Here is an 18,433-nt window from a genome sequence, read left to right as displayed (position 1 = left end):
ATATCCTATAAAATAAGCAATTCTTTTGTTGAATGTGTTAAAGCTTCATTATGATTATCTGTGATGATTGTATCATCTTCAATACGAACTCCACCAAGACCTGGAATATATATGCCTGGCTCCACTGTAACTACCATGCCTGCTTCTAAAACTGTTTCGGATTTAAAAGACAGTCCTGGCCCCTCATGCACTTCCAATCCGATTCCATGACCGGTTGAATGACCAAAATACTCTCCGTACCCTTTTTCTTTTATATAATCCCTCGTTAAAGCATCTGCCTGAATTCCAGTAAGACCAGGTTTAATTCCTTCCATTCCCTTTAGCTGCGCTGTAAGAACTACATCATAAATTTCTTTTAGTTTTTCATCAGGGCTGCCCACTGCAATTGTTCGAGTAATATCAGAAACATACCCATTATAATAAGCGCCGTAGTCCATTGTGACAAAATCACCAGCTTCAATTACTTTGTCTGTTGCAACACCATGAGGCAATGCTGATCTTTTTCCTGATGCCACGATAGTATCAAAGGAGGATGAAGTAGCACCTGCTTTTCTCATAAAAAACTCTAATTCATTCGAAACTTCCAACTCTGTTTTCCCAACTTTTATAAAATCAAGAATATGCGTAAAAGCTGCATCTGCAATTTCGGCAGCTTCCTTTAATATCTTAATCTCTGATGCACTCTTAATCAAGCGTAACTTTTCAAGAATGCCTGAAACAGGAACCAATTCAGCTTTTACAACGCTTTCATATATTTTGTAATCCGTAAATGTCATATGATCTTGTTCAAATGCAAGCTTTTTAATTCCCATCTTTTCTGCCTGCTCAGCTACTTCTTTATAGATAGGACCAGTATGCTGTACAATTTCAAAGCCTTCACATTGATTAGCAGCCTGTTCCATGTAGCGAAAATCTGTTATGAACTTTGCTCTTTCTCCACTTATTAGCACAACTCCAGCAGATCCAGTAAAATTACTTATGTATCGTCGATTGTATTTGCTTGTAATGACGATTCCGTCAACACTTGCTTCTATTAAAGCATTTCGCAATTTTTTTAATTTCTCCATATTTCCCTCTCCCTTTCGTTATTATCTACTATTATTTGTATGTAATTGTATGGGAAAATACTATTTCCTCCAAACAATGTTTAACCTACTAGCAGTAAGAATGGTTATCTAGAATAGTTTATCACAAAAAAAATTATCCTTCACTATTCGAAATAGTTGAATTACTTTTCCTATGTTTTAAATTTTTTGTTCGAATCTCGTTTTCTTCATAGGATATCGTATAACCAACAAACACACCATATAATACATAAAGACAAACGGAGGTAATCAATGTATCCCTTTTTATTTTTAAGAACGGATCCATACTTGGAAATATTGGGTTTAATACAATAAATACAAGTACGAATAAAACTAGACCAAACCCTATTCCTACCCATATTTTCTTGAATTTTCTTAAGAGAAGATAATAAATAAATGCTGCCGCTATTGAAAATACTCCAATAACCCCAATGCTAATGCTGGTCCCCAATCCTCTTCTTTTCCAGTCGCCAAGCGCCCAAGGTTCTAAAATTACATTTAGTCGAATATCCGTAAAATTCAGGTAGTATGCAATATATCCGATTATTGCCCAAAAAACCCCTCCAAATATACCAGTCCAAATAACTAATGCAATAAACGACATTGGCTTAACAATTTTGCTTTCTTTTTTTTCCGAATTGTTTTTTTGATTATCATTACTCATTTTCAGTACCTCCATTTATTATGCTGCCCCAGTCATTTATTATTTTGCTTCGAATAATAATAAAACAGGAAACATTTTTATGTATGACGGTTGACATCACCTTTTGTTCATACTGCCGTATACACTTTATAGTATCACCGATATCGTTATCTTCATTCCTGATTGGAATAGGGACAATGGAAGATATTAACGTGTTAATGCTAGTTGTTTTTCAATATTTTTAGTAATATAGAAGTAGGGTATAGTACAGCAATAGAAATTATCTTCTTTTATAATCAAACAACAAATAAAGAGATTCTTTAGACATTCGCTGTGTCCCACCTAATATAATCAGAGGTTGGTGTACGTATTCATGGCTAATAAGCAAAAACCAATTTATGGAGGGCAAGCTGTAGTAGAAGGTGTAATGTTTGGAGGAAAACATCATTATGTCACTGCTATTAGACGTAAAGATCAATCAATTGATTATTTTCACCTCCCAAGAAAACAGAATGAGAAACTGGCAAAATTAAAAAAGATCCCCTTTTTGCGTGGAATTATTGCAATAGTGGAAGCAAGCGGAAATGGTACAAAGCATTTAAACTTTTCTACAGACCGTTATGATGTAGATCCTTCAGAGGATTATAAAATAGAAGAAATAGAGCCGACGAAATTGTCTATGATACTAGGAGTAGCGGCACTTGGTGTTCTTTCTTTTTTATTTGGTAAATTTATTTTCACATTAGTGCCTGCATTTTTAGCTGCAATGCTGCAGCCAGTTATTAGTGGGCATTTTGCACAAATCTTATTAGAAAGCTTATTTAAATTGCTCCTCCTCATTGGATATATTTATTTTGTTTCGTTAACACCGCTGATAAAAAGGGTATTCCAATATCATGGTGCAGAACATAAAGTAATAAATTGCTATGAAAACGGGCAGGAGCTGACTGTTCGGAATGTTCAAAATCACTCCCGTCTGCATTATCGATGTGGAAGCAGCTTTATTTTATTTACTGTTTTTGTCGGTTTATTTTTATACTTATTATTCCCAACCGACTCTCTTTTGGAAAGAATGTTAAGCAGAATTGCTTTAATTCCAGTTGTATTAGGAATTTCATTTGAAGTCCTTCAAATAACTAATAAGGTGAGAAATTTACCAGTTTTAAAATATTTAGGCTTGCCAGGACTATGGCTGCAGCTCTTAACAACAAAAGAACCAAGTGATGAACAAGTAGAAGTAGCCATTCTTTCCTTTAAAGAGCTTTTGAGATGTGAAGAAGAAACAAATTCGAAAGAACAGTCTATATAGACTGTAAAAGAAGGTTCGTCTTCCTTCCTTTACAAAAAAAATTAATTAAAATGGTAGCAACTTAATCAAATTTGAATAAACTTTTTATAATTACCGTTTAAAAAGTAATAAAAATGCTCATCATGCTTTTAGGGAGGTGGCTTTTTTGAAGAATCGAATTTCATTAGTAGTCATCAGTATTGTCATTTTATTTGCCATGTATGGATTAGTAAGTAAGGTATTGCTGAATCCTAGTGAATTGATAAAAAATCTTGCCTTTTTTTTAGTGGTTGGTTTTGCCATTTGGTTGATAATACGAAGAACTAATAAAGCTAACCCCGAAAAAAAAGAGCAAAGGGCATTTATAAAGGCTGCAAAAAAATCAAAAAAACGACTGCAGTATAAAGAAAAAACAACCCCCAAAAAAATAACTGGCAAAACTACTGCTACTTTAAAATCCAAAAAACATAAACGAAGTACAAGTGCCGCCCACTTGACGGTTATTGAAGGAAAAAAGGGCAAAAAAAAGAATCGAGCTTCTTTCTGAGAAGCTCTCATGCTGTCGAAAAAATCTCGACAGTTTTTTTATGTTCTTTCCAGTCAAAGATCCTCCGATGTACAGGATGTATAAGTGCCGATATTGCCACACGACGTGGCGTTTTTAATCGGCCATTTTGCACGCCGATGAACAAGGCGCTTTCGCTTTTCTATTGTCCAGCTACTGTGCCTATCGGCTATCAAACTTCTGATCTTTTCCCTACGATAAGTCAACATCGAATCCCTTCGCTCTTCGTGTTTCCTTTATCTCAGTCATAGATCTTCCAGTTTGCACGCCGATGAACAAGGCGCTTTCGCTTTTCTATTGTCCAGCTACTGCGCCTATCGGCTATCAAACTTCTGATCTTTTCCCTACGAAGTCAACATCGAATCCCTTCGCTCTTCGTGTTTCCTTTATCTCAGTCATAGATCTTCCAGTTTGCACGCCGATGAACAAGGCGCTTTCGCTTTTCTATTAATACGTCCATTTTTTAAAGAAATTAATGGCACATTCTCTTCCTAATTGAATTAATTCTTCTTTCTTTTCCGGTGTAACTGAAAATTCTGTTGAAACGATTCCTTCTGTTGGAATAAATATTATGTTTTTTGCATGCTTTCTTGATATATAGCGGGAATCATGGGCATCCTTCATCGTTTCAAACATTGCTCCAAATAATTGAATGGCATTCTTTATTTGATGCTTTGGATGTTCCGAAAGATGATGACTTAGTTTTACCCCTAATACTGGTCTTGTCTTTAAATCATTCTCTTGGTCAAAAAGCCAAATTGGAAAGTTACTTAACACGCCTCCATCCACAATAACACTTTTACTGCTGCCTAATTTTACTGGTTCAAAAAAATAGGGTAAACTGCAGCTCATTCTGATCGCTTTTGCAATAGAAAAAGAAAGTGGATCAACTCCATATTTAGGGAGATCATCCGGCAATACAACCATCTCTCCATTCGTTATATCGGAGGCTATAAACCTTAATGTCTGTGGAGGGATATCGGCAAATGTACGCAAGCCTTTTGCTGCCAATTTTTCCGTCAGCCATTTTTCTAATTCATTCCCTTTATAAAGCCCTAATTTCCAATAAATAAATAACCATTTGGCGAAAGGAAAAGGAATAAGCAGCTTTCGTTCATCCAAAAAAGATGCTACATCCAGATCTTTCAATAGATCTTTTATTTCGTCACTAGTATATTTTGCAGCAATAAATGCCGAAACAATGCTTCCTGCACTTGTTCCTGCAAGTCTTGAAAAATGAAAACCTTTTTGTTCAATAACCTCATATGCACCAATTAACGCAAGCCCTTTAATCCCTCCACCTGAAAACACCCCGTCTATGTACATTGAGACACTCTCCTTTATTTCGTGCATTGATACACTTTAATCAGAAGCTCCCCAAAATAGTACAGATTTATTATTCTTTTTCTAGACGAATTCCTCAACCCAATGTAGGTATTCGTACATATGCTAAATGGAAATAAAAAAACAGAGGAGGGCTTATATAATGAATCATTCGCTTTATAATCAAGAAGATTCCAGAAGAATTGGCCATGGATTTGGAGGTTTGGGGAGACCTGGCTTTGGTTTTGGGAGACCTGGCTTTGGTTTTGGGAGACCTGGTTTTGGATTAGGAGGAGCTTTAGTTGGTGGATTGGCTGCTGCTGCTCTTTTAAGACCTTATTATTATCCATATTATCCATATTACCCTTACTATCCGTATCCCCCATATCCGTACCCATATTATCCATATGGTTATGGATATTAATCATGAACTATCACTGCCATTTGCCTTAAAATAAAGTAAACTTCCATCAGTGGGGGTCTTACTGCCCGTTAAGAGTGGATAAATATACGACGAGAAGGACGGTAAATAAGAGAATTCTTTCTCTTAACTACCGTCCTTCTATTATTAAGTAAAATATGCCACTTCTGCTTTTGGGAAAAATTCGCTTACATATCGGCGAATAGTTTCTTCCATATCTTTTGCTTCATCATCTTTATATACATATTTTCCGATCCCATATCTTCCCCATTTATATTTTCTTTTTTCTTCATCCATCTCCAGCTTAGTTTTTGGGTAGCGTTTTGCAATAACTTTTTTAGCTGGTTTCGTAAAACGATGCTGAATTAACTCAAACGTTAAGTCGTTTACCTTCGTATCCTTTAAACTATTAGCCAACCTTTGAAATAATTCATAATATCCTTCTCTCCAGTCTACATGCAAATAAATCGGCGCCACGATAAAACCTAATGGATACCCTGCATTTGCAACCTTTCTTGCAGCTTCTAATCGTTCATCAAAAGAAGAAGTACCCGGCTCAAAGTTTTTTATTACATATCGTGAATTCACACTAAAACGGAACCTTGTTTTCCCATTATGTTTGGCGTCCAATAGATGGTCTACATGATGATATTTTGTTACAAAACGCAGCTGCCCTTTTTCTGATTTCCCAAAATGTTCAATGGTTTTCTTTAAAGAATGCGTTAGATGATCAAGTCCTACTATATCAGAAGTACATGCCGCTTCGAAGCGAGTAATTTGATCTCCCCTCTCTTCGATATAAGCATCTGCCTGTGCAAATATATCTTCTAAATTTACATATGTTCTTATATACGGCTTGCTTCCTAGTGTGGTTTGCAAATAACAATAATGGCAATGGCCCATACAGCCAGTTGCTAGAGGAATAGCGTATTCAGCTGAAGGCTTGGAGGTTTCAAACTTTAATGTTTTTCGTATTCCAATCACCAATGTGGACTTGGCATTTCGATATTGCTGCAATTCATTATTCCCTGGTATGCCCCGTACTTGATTGTGGGAAGTGGTTTCCTTAATTTCTAAGCCCATTTTTTCGAATTTTTCTTTTAAGTCTCTGCCTAAAGAATATTCTAATGCTTTTGGCTCTATATAAACTAACTGGGGTACAAATGGTTTCATGGAAGTAATCATGCTCCTTTCATCAGGTATTTTTAATCTATGTAGTATTAATGTGAGCTAAAATAAAAAAAAAAGACAGGGAAATATCCCCATCCTTTCTAGGTCATTTTTATAATCCGCATTTTAATTGGGTATTGCAATTTGTACATGTATTGCATCCCCCGATTTCCTCAACTACCCCTTTTCGGCAGACAGGACATGTATCCCCTATCTCGGATCCAATAGTAACTTTGGTGGATCCTAATTCATTAATTGTATCAACTAATACAACATGCGGTTTATTTTCATTTTGTTCGCTTTTCACTTCATCAAATGTATTATCTTCAGCTTTTAATGTCAGCACTTGACTGTCACGAGAACCGTCTACGTATACTGTTCCGCCTTTTGCTCCGCCACGGTATAATCTTTCATAAACCTTTTGCACTTGTTCCACACTGTATCCTTTTGGTGCATTTACCGTTTTACTGATCGAACTGTCAATCCATCTTTGAATAATGCATTGTACGTCTGCATGCGCTTCAGGAGCTAAATCCATAGCAGCAACAAACCAAGCTGGAAGATTATTTGGATCAGCATCTGGATTTTCATCTAAATATTCTTGGACGATATCTGCTTTTACTTCGATAAACTTGCCAAGTCTTCCGCTTCTAAAATAGGAAAAAGAGAAATACGGCTCAAGACCAGTTGATACGCCAACCATTGTTCCTGTACTTCCAGTTGGTGCAACTGTTAATAAATGAGAATTGCGAATACCGTATTGTACAATATCCTGTCGAATATCTTCTGGCATTTTTTTCATATACCCTGTTTCTATAAATGCTTTGCGAAGATTCTCTTCTGCTTCTTCTGACTCTGCAGTTAAAAACGGGAAGCTCCCTTTTTCTTTCGCAAGCTCAACAGAAGCTCTGTAAGCCGTTATCGCAATTGTTTCGAACACTTTGTCTACAAGAATATTTCCTTCTTCAGAACCATATTCTGTTTCACAGTAAATTAGTAAATCGTGCAGTCCCATCACACCCAGTCCTACACGTCGTTCTCCAAGTGCCTGCTTTTTATTTTCAGCAAGGAAGTATGGCGTTGCATCGATAACATTATCCTGCATTCGCACGCCTATTTCTACTGTTTGCTTTAACTTCTCAAAATCCACTGTTTTTGTTTCTTTATCTGCCATTTCCGCTAAATTTACAGCTGCCAAGTTACATACACTAAACGGTGCAAGAGGCTGCTCGCCGCAAGGGTTTGTTGCAACTACTTTTTGTCCGTAGCTCTGCGCATTCGTCATTTCGTTTGCATTATCAATGAAGAAAATACCAGGCTCAGCAGAATATGTTGCACAAATATTAATCAAATTCCATAATTCTTTTGCTTTTATTTTACGATATACTCTTACAGCATAGCCTTTATCTTCCCATTCTCTCACATCGCCAAATTTATGCCATTCACTATTGTAGTCTTCCATCTCTTTAGAAGAATATTGCTCTACATCAGGGAAACGAAGTTCATATTCCTCATCCTCTTCTACTGCATCCATAAACTCTTTTGTTAAACAAACAGAGATATTAGCACCCGTTAAAAATTCAGATTGATGTACAGAGTAGTTTCCTCCGGCTGTTAATTTCCCCTGTGCTTCTTTGATAATTTCATCGTTGAATCCGCCTTGTCCAGGAATCTCTTTATAACGAATGATACCTTGATACATAGCTTTTTCTGCTTCCGTTAACGGAGTGAATTTTAATTTTTCTTTCGCATATTTTTTAATGGTTTCATCCTTTGTATTTTCAATTAAGAATCGTAAAATACGAGGATTCTGCATTTTAGAAATAATAAACTCGATAATGTCCGGATGCCAGTCCGCCAACATGATCATTTGTGCTCCCCTGCGGGATCCACCTTGTTCCACAAGATGAGTCAATTTTGCAATATCATCCAGCCAAGATACGGATCCAGAAGATTTTCCATTCACTCCTTTAGCCAGCGTATTGCGAGGTCTTAATGTCGATCCATTTGTACCTACTCCACCGCCGCGACTCATAATTTCCATTACTTGCTTGCGGTGTTCTGAAATTCCTTCTCTTGAATCTTGAACAAATGGCATAACGTAGCAGTTGAAATATGTTACATCTGTTCCTGCGCCTGCACCGTACAACACTCTTCCTGCAGGAATAAAATTCAAGTTTACTAATTCTTGATAAAATTTCTCAAACCATTCTTTTCGTTTTTCTTCTGTTTTTTCAACAGAAGCAAGCCCTGTTGCATTTCTTTTCGCAATCTGCTCATAAAAAATTTCCAATGGTTTTTCAATAACATCCAATGAACGAAGAATAATGCCCGTTTCTGCTTCTTCTCCTTCTAATACCCCTCTAAATTCGTCGTCAACAAGTACGCTTGCCATTTTTGTATTCTGATGGATTTCTTGAATAACCCCAAGCCCTCTCGCAGGAAACTTTGGATCCTCTTTAATGGTCAACACAACAAAATCACCAGATGCCAGCGTAGCCTTTTCTGTATCTTTAAAGGTATAGCGATCAAGCATTACAAGGCGGGAAACTCCTTTATATGCAATTTTCATATCTGGAGTTATAGGATGAACTTCTGGAAATAATTTAATATCTTCATTTAACTTTTCGTGATTTATTTTCAAGCCTTCTTTTAACAGTACTGACATTCACACAACCCCTTTGATTTTATCCTGCTATTAAGAGATAACATTATTCATGTGTTTGTACTTTTAATCAATAGTTATCTAGCATTTTTCTATTTGCATAGTATATACCCTTAAAGTATCATACCAAACTTTTTAAATCAATATATAGTACTCATCTTCAAAAACATTAACAACATATAGTGTTAAATCCATAAAAACTGATTTTGTCAAACGAGAAAAAAAATAGATTTTAAAGAAAAAAAGAGAGATAAACAGATTTAATCACGTAAAGAACTAAAATTCGTCATTTTTCACACTTGCACTATTATATAACGCTTAATAACTTGATATAAATAGAATCCCGACAAAAAAACGAAAAAAATATTTTTCGACATGACTATCTCTTTTCTTTTTTAGACAAATTTCGCTGTTCTGGCAAAAAGAAAAGAGCACTATTTGAGCACTCATCCTTTCTAATTGGCCATTAATAGAAAATTATTATTATCGGCGGAAATTCCATTCATCGTTTTCATATCTTTCTTTTGCTAATTTTTCTACATGATTTAATTGTTCTTCTGTCAGTTCATATGGTTCTAAATCAATCTGAAGACCTTCTTCAAATCCCTTTTTAAAGGCTGTTTTTGCCATATCAATCGTGATGTTTTTTGTTGTTAAATTATTTATAGCAACTGCTTTTTCTTTAAATGCTTTTTGCATTCTTTCTTTTACTCTTTCATTTGGATACTTAAACAATTGAAATAACTTGTCTTCGTCTAAATCCAAAAGAATAGAACCATGCTGTAGGATGACTCCTTTTTGCCTGGTTTGGGCGCTCCCGGCGACCTTTCTTCCCTCGACAACGAGTTCATACCAGCTCGGGGCATCAAAACAAACAGCCGACCTCGGATTTTTCAAACTGTTTTTTTGTTCTTCTGTTTTTGGTACAGAAAAGTATGCTTCCAATCCTAATAGATGAAAACCTTTCAGAATTCCTTCGGAAATAACTCGATAAGCTTCTGTAACGGTTTTAGGCATTTCTGGATGATCTTCTGAAACAATTACACTGTATGTTAATTCATGTTCATGAAGCACTCCTCTGCCTCCAGTTGGTCTTCTTACAAAACCAAGATCCAACTCTTTCACAGCTTCCATATTAATTTCTTTTTCCACTTTTTGAAAATATCCAATGGAAAGTGTCGCAGGATTCCATCCATAAAATCGAATGACTGGAGGGAATTCCCCAGTAGAATGCCATTCTAATAGCGCTTCATCTAATGCCATATTAAAAGAAGGTGAACGATTTCCCGTATCAATAAATCTCCATGTTTCTCTTGCCATCTATACCCCTTCTTTACTATAAAATTATGTATGCTAATCAATGTTTAAGTCTATCAAAAAGGAGAAAAGATGAAAAGCAAGTTGACCTCTTTCCCATTTATTTCTACTCAAAATCATCATTTTCATTTAAACAAAATAGTCATAGGCTCATTTGGAGTAAACTCATCGGATAGAGATGTTAACGCTTGCTAATGAAAAGAAACTTTTCATCTGAAAGGAAAGTATTTTCTTTACTACAGCAAGTCATCACTTATATAATAGAAGAAGTGCAAGTTATGGAAGGGAGAAATGAGCAGTGCAACCGATTTATACGCTTCTAGTGATTGTAGCAGCAGTTATCGTTTATACGGTATCTAAATGGTTTTATCAACGAAGAATAGTGAAAACAATAACCGAAGAAGAATTCCGCCAAGGATACAGAAAGGCACAATTAATAGATGTAAGAGAGCCTAATGAATTTGAAGCAGGTCATGTTCTTGGAGCAAGGAATATCCCATTATCTCAATTAAAAATGAGAAAAGGAGAAATACGCCCGGATAAACCAGTATATTTATACTGTCAAAATGGCATGCGCAGCGGAAGAGCTGCCGAATTTCTGCACCGCAAAGGCTATAAACAGCTTTCTCAGCTGCAAGGCGGCTTTAAAAAATGGTCTGGAAAAGTAAAATCAAAAAAATAATTAATAACCTGCTTGTAACGGTTATTCCATATAGTAAATAGAGGGCATTCGTTAGGAATCCCTCTATTTGTCTGTTTGAAAACAGCATTTTTCCATTCAAAGTACTCAAAAAGCCTGAACGGCTATCCACAATTAATATAATTGCACATAGTATTCAGGCTTTTTCAATAATGAAATTATATCCCCCAGCCTCTTACTCTTTATGCCTTCATATAGCGGAGCACTGGTTTTCTGGCAGCCAATGTCTCATCCAGTCTGCCAATAACTGTTGTATGAGGCGCTTCCTGCACCACTTCCGGCGTCTCTTCTGCCTCTTTTGCAATTTGTATCATTGCATCAATAAATTGATCTAAGGTTTCCTTCGATTCCGTTTCAGTAGGTTCAATCATAATACACTCTTCCACATTAAGCGGGAAATAAATCGTTGGCGGATGATAGCCAAAATCAAGAAGTCTTTTCGCAATATCCAGTGTACGAACACCAAGCTTTTTCTGACGATTTCCGCTTAAAACAAATTCATGTTTACAATGACGATCGAATGGAAGATCGTAATATTCTGCCAATCTTCTCATCATATAATTCGCATTTAAAACAGCATTTTCTGTTACAGCTTTTAAACCGTCTGGACCCATGGAACGAATATAAGTATATGCACGTACATTGATGCCAAAGTTTCCATAAAAAGGTTTTACGCGACCAATAGACTGTGGGCGATTGTAATCAAAAACAAATTCTTCTCCACTTTTTATTAAGATTGGCTTCGGCAAATATGGAATTAAATCTGCTTTTACTCCTACTGGTCCTGATCCTGGACCACCTCCGCCATGTGGGCCTGTAAAGGTTTTATGCAAGTTTAGATGAACAACATCAAATCCCATGTCTCCAGGTCTTGCTTTCGATAATACGGCATTTAAATTAGCACCGTCATAATACAATTTTCCACCAGCGCTATGAACGATATCTGCCATTTCAAGAATATTTTCTTCAAATAATCCAAGCGTGTTTGGATTTGTCAGCATTAGGGCAGCTGTATCGGCTCCCACTACACGTTTTAGATCCTCTAAATCCACTAATCCATCTTCGTTCGACTTAACAGTGATGGTTTCAAATCCAGCCACTGTAGCAGATGCTGGATTCGTACCATGAGCAGAATCAGGAACAATCACTTTTGTACGGTTTGTATCCCCATTTGCTTCATGATAAGCACGTATCATCATTAACCCAGTCCATTCACCATGGGCACCTGCAGCTGGCTGAAGAGTTACTTCGTCCATACCAGTGATTTCCACTAAATGCTGCTGCAGGTCATACATAAGCTCTAATGCACCTTGAACAGAACTTTCATCTTGCAGCGGATGAATGTGGGCAAATCCATTAAAACGGGCAACATTTTCATTGATTTTCGGGTTGTATTTCATTGTACAAGATCCTAAAGGATAAAATCCCGAATCAAGACCGTGGTTTCTTTTCGATAAAGCCGTATAATGGCGCATAATATCTAATTCGGAAGCTTCCGGAAGTTCAGGACTGGTCTCACGTACATAATCATTTGGCAAAAGATCAGACAATGCAATTTCAGGAACATCCATTTCTGGCAGACTATAGCCGATACGTCCAGGTGTACTGCTTTCAAATATTAATGCTTGATGTTGATTATGCATGATACTCCCCCAATTCTTTCACAAGTTCATCTATTTCCTCTTTTGTTCTAAGTTCTGTTACCGCAATAAGCATATGATTTTCTAACTCTGCAAAGTCTCTGCCTAAATCATATCCTCCGATTATTCCTTTTTGAAGAAGTTCTTTATTGACAGCAGAAACTGGTGCTTTGCAATTTACAATAAATTCATTAAAAGAATATCCGTCCAATTCAATGGGAAAACCTGCTTCTTTAAATTTCGTTTTTGCATAATGAGCTTTTTGCAAATTAGCAGCCGCCATTTCTTTCACACCATTTTTGCCAAGAGCTGTCATTGCCACAGATGCAGCAAGTGCGTTTAAAGCCTGATTGGAACAAATATTGGAAGTAGCTTTATCTCGGCGAATATGCTGTTCACGAGCCTGCAATGTAAGTACAAAGCCTCTTTTCCCTCCATCATCTACTGTTTGACCAACCAAACGGCCAGGAACTTTTCGCATTAGCTTGGAAGTTACAGCAAAATATCCACAATGTGGACCTCCAAATGCTGCTGGAATGCCAAAAACTTGCGCATCTCCAACCACGATGTCTGCTTTAAAATTACCTGGAGGAGTTAAAATTCCTAAAGAAAGTGGATTGCTGGATACAATAAACATCGCTTTATGAGAATGAATCACTTCTTCCAACTCTTTTAAAGGCTCTATTCTTCCAAAAAAATTAGGATATTGAATCATAACAGATGCTACCGTTTCATCCATTAATTCATTTAATGCATCGATATCGGTGACTCCATCTTTATATGGAATTTCTACCACATCGATGTATTGCCCTTTTGCATAAGTTTTTACTACTTCCTTTGCTTCTGGGTGGACAGCACTTGAGACAAGAATTTTTTTTCTTCTTGTAGATCCAGCACTTAGCATTCCAGCTTCAGCAAGAGCAGTTGCTCCATCATACATGGAAGAATTCGCTACATCCATCCCCGTCAGTTCACAAATCATTGTTTGAAATTCAAAAATCGCTTGCAATTCTCCTTGCGATATTTCCGGCTGATAGGGTGTATAAGCCGTATAAAATTCGGAGCGGGAAATCACATGATCAACAATTACAGGAGAATAATGATCATATACACCAGCTCCTAAAAAAGAGACATTTGATTTTACATCTGCGTTTTTTTGTGCAAGCTTGCTTAATTCTTTTAAAAGTGCTGATTCACTTTTAGCAGGTTTAATCTTGTATTCTCCTTGAAAACGAACTCTTTCTGGAATATCTGTAAAAAGCTCCTCCACAGAGTCTACTCCAATACTTTCTAACATGGCTTTTTGATCTATATCTGTCATTGGTAAGTAGCGATGCTTCATCCTGTTTACTCCTCCTAAATTAAGCTTTTGCTTTTTTATAAAATGGTGTTGCAACAACCTTTGCTTTTACAAATTTCCCTCTGATCTCCACGTCTATTTCATTATCAAGCACAGCTTCTTTTTTCTTCACCAAAGCGAGGCCGATACTTTTCTTTAAGGTTGGAGACTGCGTTCCCGTAGTTACTTCACCAATTTCTTCTCCTTGTGAAAACACTTTATATCCATGTCTTGGAATGCCTCTGTCCAACATTTCAATTCCTATTAATTTACGTGGAATTCCATTTTCCTTTTGTTCTGTTAATGCTTTTTTTCCAATAAAATTTTCATTTTTATTTAATTTTACAGCAAAGCCAATTCCAGCTTCTAATGGGGAGATATCTGCTGATAATTCCTGTCCATAAAGTGCAAGTGTCGCCTCAAAGCGCAATGTGTCTCTAGCACCTAAACCGCATGGAAGCACCCCTTCTTCTTTCCCAGCCTTCAATATTTCTTTCCATAAAAACTGCGCATCGCTGCTGCTGCAATATAATTCAAATCCATCTTCACCTGTGTATCCAGTTCTTGATAAAAGCACTTCCTTTCCAACAAGGAGCTGTTTTTGCTGGAATTGGAAATAACCAATCGAAGCTGTATCAATCCCTGGATTCAATTTTTTTAAAATATCATCTGCGAGTGGACCTTGAAGTGCTAATTGGGCAAAATCTTCTGACAAATTAGTCAATTCAACCTGTTCCTTTGCATGTTTAGTTAACCAAGCAAAATCTTTTTCGATATTGGATGCATTAACAATTAACAAATAGTGATTTTCCGCCAATTTATACGTTAATAAATCGTCAACAGTACCACCAGTTTCATAACACATTGCAGAATATTGAGCGCCGCCGATTTTTATTTTTGACACATCATTTGTCAACATTTTTTGTAAAAAAGCAAGGCTGTCTTTCCCTTTTACTTCAATTTCTCCCATATGGGAAACATCAAATAAACCAGCTTTTGTTCGAACGGCTTCATGTTCCTCTTTTATACTTGAAAATTGAACTGGCAAATCCCATCCGCCAAAATCAATTATTTTCCCTCCATATTCTTTATAAAGGTCAAACAAAGGTGTGCGTTTTTGTGAAGTCATCCTCTTTCAGCTCCTCTTTGAGATTATTATCTATTGAATTTAACAGGAGGTTTCTTGTTTTTTAAAAATTTTCATTAAAATAGGACAGAAACCTCCCTTATAAATTAAGTAAGGTCTCTGTCCTTGCACCTGAAAGTTTACCGCTTTAAGCGGCTGTCCCCTTTGGTGGCTGTTACTTTATACAGCACTCTCCAGAGCTGCGTCAAAATAGAGTTCTTTTGCCTGAGAGATTCACAAATCAAATTGCTTGCTCCTTCGGCGCTACAAACGTAGTCTCTCCCCTATTTCTCATCCGCATTATAAAATTGTCTCAATTGGTCATACTATTACTATCTATCTTAAATACACTTTCTATTATCTCGATAAAAGACGATTATTCATTCATACTTTTATAGATTTTGTTCACTTTTTACAACAAAAAACGTCATTTTGTGACAAATTTCAAAACTTTTTACACTTTCATCCTAACATCAAGAGGAAAATCAGGCAATAACTTTTTTTACTTTTTATTAGATTACATGAACGAAACACATCCATCTATTATCTCGAAATAATTTTTTAATAAATAAGTTAATCTTTTTATGAAGTAATGCCGAACTACAAAGCGAATATCAATGCCTGATGGAATAGAAAGGACGATACGGAATGACAATTCAAATAAATTTTGACCATTCATGGAATGATGAATTATTAAAACGAATGACAGATGATGGTCCTTGGGCAAATTGGGAGCTTTTCAAGCTCTCCCTTGAAGTAGAGCAGCATACGATTATTCCTGAATTCGAAGGACTCCAGGCACCTAAACATTTATCTGATTTAACTCCCCTTCCTCATCAGCTGGAAGTGGCAAAAAAAGTAATAGAAGATATGAATGGGAAAGCGATTTTGGCGGATGAGGTTGGTCTCGGCAAAACAATTGAAGCAGGTCTTATTTTAAAAGAATATATGATACGTGGACTTGTAAAAAAAGTCCTTATTCTCGTGCCTGCTTCCCTTGTAACACAATGGGCTATAGAGTTGAATTCAAAATTTTATATACCAGCTGTGTTGCAAAGAAAAAGTTATGTTTGGGATCAATGCGATATTGTTGTATCTTCCATCGATACTGCTAAAAGAGAACCACACCGGGAAATTATCTATAATCAAGATTACGATTTAGTCATCATTGATGAAGCACATAAATTAAAAAATAATAAAACAAAAAACTATGAATTTGTACAAAATTTAAAAAAGAAGTTTTGTCTTTTATTAACTGCCACTCCTATCCAAAACCGCATAAGCGAAATCTTCAACCTAGTTTCTTTACTTAAACCTGGTCACTTAGGTAATGAATCTACTTTTTATGAAAAATATAAAAAAGATTCCCGTTCTATTAACGATGATGAACACTTGAAGGAATTAGTGAACAAAGTGATGATTCGCAATCGAAGAAGTGACACTGGCATTGAATGGACAAAACGTATAGTGGAAGCAGTTACGATTGATTTTTCTAAAGAAGAAAAAGAACTGTATGATACAATCGAACAGTTAAAAAATAGTCATCAGGAAGCAAATGCAGGAAGAAATCCCTTTTCAATGATTACATTGCAAAGGGAAGCTTGTTCAAGCAGAGAAGCAGTCTACTATACGCTGCAGAATATGCTGAAAAAAGCAGAAAATCCATCTTCACAGCTAACTAATAATATTCAATTGCTTATGAACAAGGTAGAAGCCATTACTTCTAATTCGAAAGCAGATAAAGCATTGGAATTAATTAAAAACATAAATGATAAAGTCATTATTTTCACCGAATATCGTGCAACCCAGCTCTATTTACAATGGTATTTAAAACAACATGGAATTACATCTGTCCCCTTTAGAGGCGGTTTTAAAAGAGGAAAAAAAGATTGGATGAGGGATTTATTTCAAAACCATGCACAAGTTTTAATCGCAACAGAAGCTGGTGGAGAAGGGATCAATCTTCAATTTTGCCATCATATTATTAATTATGATTTGCCGTGGAATCCAATGCGTCTAGAACAAAGAATTGGCAGAATCCACCGCTTAGGTCAGGAAAAAAATGTAATGATTTATAATTTTGCTATTAAAAATACTGTAGAAGATTATATTTTAAAATTATTATATGAAAAAATTCATTTATTTGAGAAAGTAATTGGCGATTTGGATGATATTTTAACAAAATTAGAATTTGGCAATATGGATGACTATATGATTGACATTTTTTCTAACTCTCGTTCAGAAGGAGAAATGAAAATAAAAATGGACAATTTAACAAGCATGATTGAATTTGCACAAAATCTAAAGGATGGTGAGCAATATGAAGCAGCAGGAAATTCATCAATTTCTTGAACGTTTTTTTCAATCAAATGATTGCGAACTAATTGAAAACAAACCTGGCTATATGGTGGTGCAATTGACAATCGATTTGGATAAAGAACTGATGAATCGTCCCTTTTATTGGCACTATCTCGAAAAAACAGGCGGTACTCCAAATCCTGCAAAATTAACATTAATTACAAACCCAAACATTGCACCAAAAGATTTAAAAGGTGAGTTAATTCATTTTGGTTCACCACGGCTCCATCAATTATTTGCTTGTTGTAAAAAGCTTTCTGGCTATATTCGCCTATATGAAAATATCGAAGGAAAAATGCAGCAGCATACACCTTTAAAGCCATGGCTCAATATCAATATGAAAATATCCTATCAGTGTGATCGAAAGAGAGATGTTTATCAATCTATAGGCCTTCAGCTTATTAACGGAACGATCGTGAATGATTTTCAAGACAGAATAGAAAAACTTTCTTTATCTGCTAAAATTCCTGATTATGCCTTTACCTTATCCCCATTAATTATGCCTAAAAGCGGAATAACAAGAATTGAAACAACCATTAGTCAAACATTATTGGCAGAAGATCATACTTGGGCAGAAGAAGCGAAACAAAGATGGACAAAGGATTTACATTTATTGGAGCATTTTTACGAAAATAACGAAGAGCCATCCGAAAGTTTAGAAACGGAAAAATTAGCATTAAAAGAGCAGTATGAACCCAATATTAATATCTCAATAATCAACGGCGGATTCTTTTACTTAGCAACAGAAGCTATATAAGATAAAAGCTGCTTATTCGAAATAGATGTTTCGAAT

Annotated in this window: 15 protein-coding genes and 1 riboswitch; of the genes, 6 read left to right on the top strand and 9 right to left on the bottom strand. The window is 36.0% G+C overall.

Translation table 11 applies throughout. The features are described from left to right. Positions 1-5: 5 nt before the first annotated feature. The gene (locus ACTYBU_RS13450) at positions 6-1,067 is read right to left on the bottom strand and encodes a M24 family metallopeptidase (protein WP_445490501.1); all 1,062 of its coding nucleotides are present in this window, start codon (positions 1,065-1,067) and stop codon (positions 6-8) included. A 133-nt stretch (positions 1,068-1,200) separates the two neighbouring features. Further along, complete coding sequence (locus ACTYBU_RS13445) at positions 1,201-1,749, bottom strand: YqhR family membrane protein (RefSeq protein ID WP_445490499.1); 549 nt, start codon at positions 1,747-1,749, stop codon at positions 1,201-1,203. A gap of 352 nt (positions 1,750-2,101) precedes the next feature. Here ACTYBU_RS13445 and ACTYBU_RS13440 point away from each other — a divergent pair, with 352 nt between their 5' ends. After that, positions 2,102-3,037, top strand: coding sequence for a DUF1385 domain-containing protein (locus tag ACTYBU_RS13440; RefSeq protein WP_445490498.1), 936 nt, complete (start codon positions 2,102-2,104; stop codon positions 3,035-3,037). A 145-nt stretch (positions 3,038-3,182) separates the two neighbouring features. Further along, positions 3,183-3,563: an SA1362 family protein gene (locus ACTYBU_RS13435; protein ID WP_445490496.1), complete on the top strand. Its 381-nt coding sequence runs from the start codon at positions 3,183-3,185 to the stop codon at positions 3,561-3,563. 465 nt (positions 3,564-4,028) lie between these two features. Here ACTYBU_RS13435 and ACTYBU_RS13430 read toward each other — a convergent pair whose 3' ends face one another. Then, positions 4,029-4,907 carry a patatin-like phospholipase family protein gene (locus ACTYBU_RS13430; protein ID WP_445490495.1) on the bottom strand — a complete coding sequence of 293 codons (879 nt, stop codon included), beginning with the start codon at positions 4,905-4,907 and terminating at the stop codon, positions 4,029-4,031. Between the two features lie 160 nt (positions 4,908-5,067). Between ACTYBU_RS13430 and ACTYBU_RS13425 the strand changes: the two genes are divergently transcribed. Next, positions 5,068-5,328 carry a hypothetical protein gene (locus ACTYBU_RS13425; protein WP_445490494.1) on the top strand — a complete coding sequence of 87 codons (261 nt, stop codon included), beginning with the start codon at positions 5,068-5,070 and terminating at the stop codon, positions 5,326-5,328. A 144-nt stretch (positions 5,329-5,472) separates the two neighbouring features. On the opposite strand, the gene splB is transcribed toward ACTYBU_RS13425, so the two are convergent. The 3 genes from splB to ACTYBU_RS13410 all read right to left on the bottom strand — a co-directional run bounded on the left by splB (position 5,473) and on the right by ACTYBU_RS13410 (position 10,480). Beyond that, positions 5,473-6,498 (bottom strand): spore photoproduct lyase, encoded by a 1,026-nt coding sequence (gene splB / locus ACTYBU_RS13420; protein WP_445490493.1) that lies wholly within the window; start codon positions 6,496-6,498, stop codon positions 5,473-5,475. Positions 6,499-6,607: 109 nt separating this feature from the next. Continuing rightward, positions 6,608-9,163 carry a vitamin B12-dependent ribonucleotide reductase gene (locus ACTYBU_RS13415; RefSeq protein ID WP_445490491.1) on the bottom strand — a complete coding sequence of 852 codons (2,556 nt, stop codon included), beginning with the start codon at positions 9,161-9,163 and terminating at the stop codon, positions 6,608-6,610. Positions 9,164-9,643: 480 nt separating this feature from the next. After that, positions 9,644-10,480 (bottom strand): lipoate--protein ligase family protein, encoded by an 837-nt coding sequence (locus tag ACTYBU_RS13410; protein WP_445490489.1) that lies wholly within the window; start codon positions 10,478-10,480, stop codon positions 9,644-9,646. Positions 10,481-10,784: 304 nt separating this feature from the next. Between ACTYBU_RS13410 and ACTYBU_RS13405 the strand changes: the two genes are divergently transcribed. Next, positions 10,785-11,159 (top strand): rhodanese-like domain-containing protein, encoded by a 375-nt coding sequence (locus ACTYBU_RS13405; RefSeq protein ID WP_445490542.1) that lies wholly within the window; start codon positions 10,785-10,787, stop codon positions 11,157-11,159. 200 nt (positions 11,160-11,359) lie between these two features. Here ACTYBU_RS13405 and gcvPB read toward each other — a convergent pair whose 3' ends face one another. The 3 genes from gcvPB to gcvT are packed head-to-tail and all read right to left on the bottom strand — an operon-like array spanning position 11,360 to position 15,285. Further along, positions 11,360-12,820, bottom strand: a complete 1,461-nt coding sequence (gcvPB, locus tag ACTYBU_RS13400; RefSeq protein ID WP_445490487.1) for an aminomethyl-transferring glycine dehydrogenase subunit GcvPB — start codon at positions 12,818-12,820, stop codon at positions 11,360-11,362. Continuing rightward, positions 12,813-14,159 (bottom strand): aminomethyl-transferring glycine dehydrogenase subunit GcvPA, encoded by a 1,347-nt coding sequence (gcvPA, locus tag ACTYBU_RS13395; RefSeq protein WP_445490485.1) that lies wholly within the window; start codon positions 14,157-14,159, stop codon positions 12,813-12,815. Before gcvPA ends, gcvPB begins: the two co-directional genes overlap by 8 nt. A gap of 19 nt (positions 14,160-14,178) precedes the next feature. Continuing rightward, positions 14,179-15,285, bottom strand: a complete 1,107-nt coding sequence (gene gcvT / locus ACTYBU_RS13390) for a glycine cleavage system aminomethyltransferase GcvT (RefSeq protein WP_445490483.1) — start codon at positions 15,283-15,285, stop codon at positions 14,179-14,181. A gap of 200 nt (positions 15,286-15,485) precedes the next feature. After that, positions 15,486-15,577: riboswitch (glycine riboswitch) on the bottom strand. Between the two features lie 353 nt (positions 15,578-15,930). On the opposite strand from gcvT, the gene ACTYBU_RS13385 reads away from it, so the two are divergent. Next, the gene (locus tag ACTYBU_RS13385) at positions 15,931-17,634 is read left to right on the top strand and encodes a DEAD/DEAH box helicase (protein ID WP_445490482.1); all 1,704 of its coding nucleotides are present in this window, start codon (positions 15,931-15,933) and stop codon (positions 17,632-17,634) included. Beyond that, positions 17,603-18,397: a YqhG family protein gene (locus ACTYBU_RS13380; RefSeq protein WP_445490481.1), complete on the top strand. Its 795-nt coding sequence runs from the start codon at positions 17,603-17,605 to the stop codon at positions 18,395-18,397. Before ACTYBU_RS13385 ends, ACTYBU_RS13380 begins: the two co-directional genes overlap by 32 nt. Positions 18,398-18,433: the final 36 nt, after the last annotated feature.

This window comes from Niallia sp. 03133 (assembly GCF_052663225.1).
This window is presented reverse-complemented; position numbering and strand designations above follow the sequence as displayed.

Coding starts and splice junctions, on each gene's coding strand:
- ACTYBU_RS13450 (WP_445490501.1), bottom strand. CDS start 1,067: ATGGAGAAATTAAAAAAATTGCGAAATGCTTTAATAGAAGCAAGTGTT.
- splB (WP_445490493.1), bottom strand. CDS start 6,498: ATGAAACCATTTGTACCCCAGTTAGTTTATATAGAGCCAAAAGCATTA.
- gcvPB (WP_445490487.1), bottom strand. CDS start 12,820: ATGCATAATCAACATCAAGCATTAATATTTGAAAGCAGTACACCTGGA.
- gcvPA (WP_445490485.1), bottom strand. CDS start 14,159: ATGAAGCATCGCTACTTACCAATGACAGATATAGATCAAAAAGCCATG.
- ACTYBU_RS13380 (WP_445490481.1), top strand. CDS start 17,603: ATGAAGCAGCAGGAAATTCATCAATTTCTTGAACGTTTTTTTCAATCA.
- ACTYBU_RS13440 (WP_445490498.1), top strand. CDS start 2,102: ATGGCTAATAAGCAAAAACCAATTTATGGAGGGCAAGCTGTAGTAGAA.
- ACTYBU_RS13425 (WP_445490494.1), top strand. CDS start 5,068: ATGAATCATTCGCTTTATAATCAAGAAGATTCCAGAAGAATTGGCCAT.
- ACTYBU_RS13430 (WP_445490495.1), bottom strand. CDS start 4,907: ATGTACATAGACGGGGTGTTTTCAGGTGGAGGGATTAAAGGGCTTGCG.
- ACTYBU_RS13410 (WP_445490489.1), bottom strand. CDS start 10,480: ATGGCAAGAGAAACATGGAGATTTATTGATACGGGAAATCGTTCACCT.
- ACTYBU_RS13445 (WP_445490499.1), bottom strand. CDS start 1,749: ATGAGTAATGATAATCAAAAAAACAATTCGGAAAAAAAAGAAAGCAAA.
- ACTYBU_RS13415 (WP_445490491.1), bottom strand. CDS start 9,163: ATGTCAGTACTGTTAAAAGAAGGCTTGAAAATAAATCACGAAAAGTTA.
- gcvT (WP_445490483.1), bottom strand. CDS start 15,285: ATGACTTCACAAAAACGCACACCTTTGTTTGACCTTTATAAAGAATAT.
- ACTYBU_RS13385 (WP_445490482.1), top strand. CDS start 15,931: ATGACAATTCAAATAAATTTTGACCATTCATGGAATGATGAATTATTA.